3 protein-coding genes are annotated in these 3,637 nt (G+C 65.5%); all 3 read left to right on the top strand.

Annotated elements, in window-relative coordinates; genetic code table 11:
• Positions 1 to 838, top strand: an 838-nt coding sequence (locus ABTX60_RS43015) for an IS630 family transposase (RefSeq protein ID WP_352102042.1), incomplete at its 5' end; no start/stop codon positions are given.
• A 10-nt stretch (positions 839 to 848) separates the two neighbouring features.
• Complete coding sequence (locus ABTX60_RS43010; RefSeq protein ID WP_350835191.1) at positions 849 to 1,748, top strand: ISL3 family transposase; 900 nt, start codon at positions 849 to 851, stop codon at positions 1,746 to 1,748.
• Between the two features lie 528 nt (positions 1,749 to 2,276).
• Positions 2,277 to 3,368: a hypothetical protein gene (locus ABTX60_RS43005; protein ID WP_350835329.1), complete on the top strand. Its 1,092-nt coding sequence runs from the start codon at positions 2,277 to 2,279 to the stop codon at positions 3,366 to 3,368.
• The last annotated feature ends 269 nt before the right edge of the window (positions 3,369 to 3,637 follow it).

The following is a 3,637-nucleotide window of genomic DNA, read 5'->3' as shown; positions in this document are numbered from 1 at the left end:
CGATGCGCGTTCGGGGCGGCCGCGTAGCCTCGATCGCCGGGAGATCGTCTCCGCGACCTTGATGCCGCCGCCGAAGAAATACGGTGTCACACACTGGAGTTCGCGCCTGCTCGCGAAACATTTGGGGATCGGGTACGGCACGGTCGCACGGATCTGGCGCGAGTACGGTGTGCAGCCTTGGCGCAGTGAGACATTCAAGTTTTCCACCGATCCGGAACTGGTCGCGAAGGTCACCGACATCGTCGGGTTGTATCTCGATCCGCCCGAGAACGCGATCGTGCTCTGCGTGGACGAGAAATCGCAGATCCAGGCATTGGATCGGACCGCTCCGACGTTGCCGATGCAGATCGGAATGCCCGAGAAGCAAACCCACGACTACATCCGCAACGGCACCACCACCTTGTTCGCGGCGTTGGAGATCGCGACCGGAAAGGTGACCGGGATCTGCCGGCCGCGACACCGTCACCAGGAGTTTCTGGTGTTCCTCAAACATGTCGCACGCGCGTATCCGAAGCAGGAACTGCACTTGGTGATGGACAACTACGCCACCCACAAGAAGGCCGAGGTCCGCGAGTGGCTGGCTGCGAATCCGCGGATCCATGTTCATTTCACCCCGACGTCGGCGTCGTGGATGAACCTCGTCGAGGTGTGGTTCGGGATCATCGAACGCCAAGCGATTCATCGCGGAACTTTCCGCAGTGTCCGCGAACTGACGGCGAAGATCCGAGAGTTCATCAACGGGTGGAATCCGCGGGCGCAGCCGTTCGTGTGGACGAAAACCGCCGAGCAGATCCTGGTGAAAGCTGACCGTAAAACAACTTCAAACTCGGGGCACTAGCGAGTACCAGGTGGCGTGGTCGACCGCGCACCGGGCGCTCATCGCACTGGCCAACCAGTGGCTGCCCGAGCCGGAACCCACCCGCGTGCTCGGCATCGACGAGACCCGCGCCCGGTCGGTGCGCTGGGTGCTCGAAGAGGCCGGCTGGACACGGTCGAACCCGTGGATGACCTCGTTCGTCAACGCCGACCCCACCCTGCCCGGGCACCTTCTCGGGCTGACCCCGGGACGCTCCGGGGCGTGCGTGATCGACTGGCTCGCGCTGCAGACACCCGCGTTCCGGGCCGGCATCGACCTGGTCGTGATCGACCCGTCCGCGCCGTACGCGGGCGGGATCCGCACCGCCCTGCCGGACGCGCGGATCGCAGTCGACAAGTGGCATCTCGTCGCCCTCGCCAACCTCATGGTCACCCAGGTCCGTCAACGGATCACCCGGCAACTGCACGGCCGCCGCGGCACCGCCACCGACAAAGTCTGGGCCAGCCGGCAACTGCTGCTCACCGGCTACGAGCACCTCACCGTGAAGCAAAAGGCCCGGTTCAACGCCGCCCTCGCCGCCGAGGATCCGACCAACGAGATCGCCGCCGCGCATGCCGTCAAGGAACGCCTGCGCCTGCTGCTGGCCGAACACCAGCCGCACCAGATCCGGCGCAGGCTGTACGACTTCTACGACGCCGCCGCCCGCGCCGACATGGAGGAAACCAGCCGCCTGGCGACCACGATCGACACCTGGTGGCCAGCGGTGCTCGTCGCGCTCACCGAGGACGTGACCAACGCCCGCACCGAGGGCTTCAACCGGATCATCAAGCAAACCAAGCGTGTCGGATGCGGCTTCACCAACATGGACAACTACCGAAGGCGCATCATGGTCCACATCGCCCTCACCCGAGGGCAGAGACCAGCAGCATGAAATCAGCACACGCCCCGCTCAAATGCGGAGAGCCATTTATCTCTGCAGTAAACGCCCGGCCCGTCTTCGGCGCCTCGTGCCACACATGCCTTCCCGCTCGGGTTGCGGCGGGCCATAATTCGCCTTTCACGTGCCCGGCTTGCCGTCTTCGGAGCTGGGCCTTGACACCCCTGCACCGGGTACCCACGCATCAGTACCGCACCTGCCGCTGGGCAGTCGATGCATCACCTGTCCGAACGGAATCGACCGCCCCCACGCTGATCACTGCTCCCACACCGCCGAAGCACTTCAACCGATCCGTCACTGCAGCATCATCGAGAAGCCGTCCTCGACACCGGCAGGTCCCGGGCCCGCTGGCTGTGATGTCTTCGCGCTGGCGGCGTCGGCGGGGAGAGGATTTCGCAGTGAGCAGCACCGCTCTCTCCGGGATCGAGGCGACCACCGAATCCGGCCCGCGGTGCTGCACGAAACCTTCGGGGCTCCATCGAGCCAGTGGCAATCGGCCCGTGGTTGCCTCACCATGGAGCGATGACTGCTAAGCGTTGCCGATCCACCCCCGATCCTGCCGAACCCCTTTCCGATGCCGAGCTGCTCATCGGCCTGGTGGTCTCACCATCCCTGAGTGCGATGCTCGGCCCCGAGGTCACCACCTCGGTGCGCAAGATTTTGGTGCAGCGGTATCCGGGAGTGCGCTGGCAACTGAAGATGGCCGAAGACCGGCTGGTCGATCCACCCACCGAGACCTTGGACCTGCTGGAGGCGGCCCGAAACCGCGTGCTGGAGGAGAACTGGGATTTGGCCGTGGTGCTCACCGAGATCCCCCTGAAGACCGGCCGACGTCCGGTGCTCACCCAGCTCAGCCCCGTGCACGGGGTAGGACTGGTCTCCGTCCCAACCCTGGGAGCCGTGCACGTGCGGCAGAAGGTGCAAGAGACCACCGTGCACGTGGTCGGGCAGCTCCTGGGCTACGACGCCGAAGACCTCAACGCCCAGCGGGATCTTGCTCGAAGAGCCCACCAGCTGTCCACCGATCTCGACGAACGCCCGGACGACAACGTCGTGCAGTTCACGGCCCGAGTGCTGAGCGGCAACGTGCGGTTGCTGCTGGGCATGATCCGCGCCAACCAGCCTTGGGCCTTCGTGGCCCGGCTCTCCCGGGCGATGGTCGTGGCAGCGGCCACCGGCATGCTGACATTGGTGGCCTCGGACCTATGGGTACTGGCCATGGCCTACGGGCCGGTGCGCCTGGTCCTGCTGGCGGTGATGGCGATCGGGGCGGTGAGTGCCACCCTGATCCTGGGAGCAGACTTGTGGGAGCGCCCACGGCGGCGAGCCCAACGTGAGCAGGTGATCCTGTTCAATTTGGCCACCACCGCGACCGTGGCCATCGGGGTTGTGGTGTTCTACCTCGGCTTATTCATCCTGTCCTGGGTCGGCGCGCTGCTGCTCATCGACGAGCCGGTACTGGCCGGTGTCGCCGGTCACCCAGTGAACGCTTTGGACTACGCGAAGATCAGCTGGCTCACCGCCAGCCTGGCCACCGTGGGCGGAGCACTAGGAGCTGGACTGGAGGACGACGATGTGGTGCGCGCCGCTGCCTACACCCGGTCCAGCACCTGACACAGCCCCAGCACAGAAGAAACTGAAACATCTACGCGTTGATGCCACGTCTATGCAGGTGTCATTGCCGGTCGCGATGACTTGGTGGGCTCAGCGCAGTGCGCTGCCTCGTACTCGGCGGGTGGGGCGTTGCCGAGGCGGGTGTGCGGGCGGGCGCTGTTGTACCTGTCGATCCGGGATCCGCACCGCCCTGCCGGACGCGCGGATCGCAGTCGACAAGTGGCATCTCGTCGCCCTCGCCAACCTCATGGTCACCCAGGTCCGTCAAC

Source organism: Streptomyces sp. NPDC126510 (genome assembly GCF_040302345.1).
GTDB lineage: Bacteria > Actinomycetota > Actinomycetes > Streptomycetales > Streptomycetaceae > Streptomyces.
Note: the sequence above shows the minus strand (reverse complement) of the source record. Positions and strands in the feature narration are given on the sequence as shown.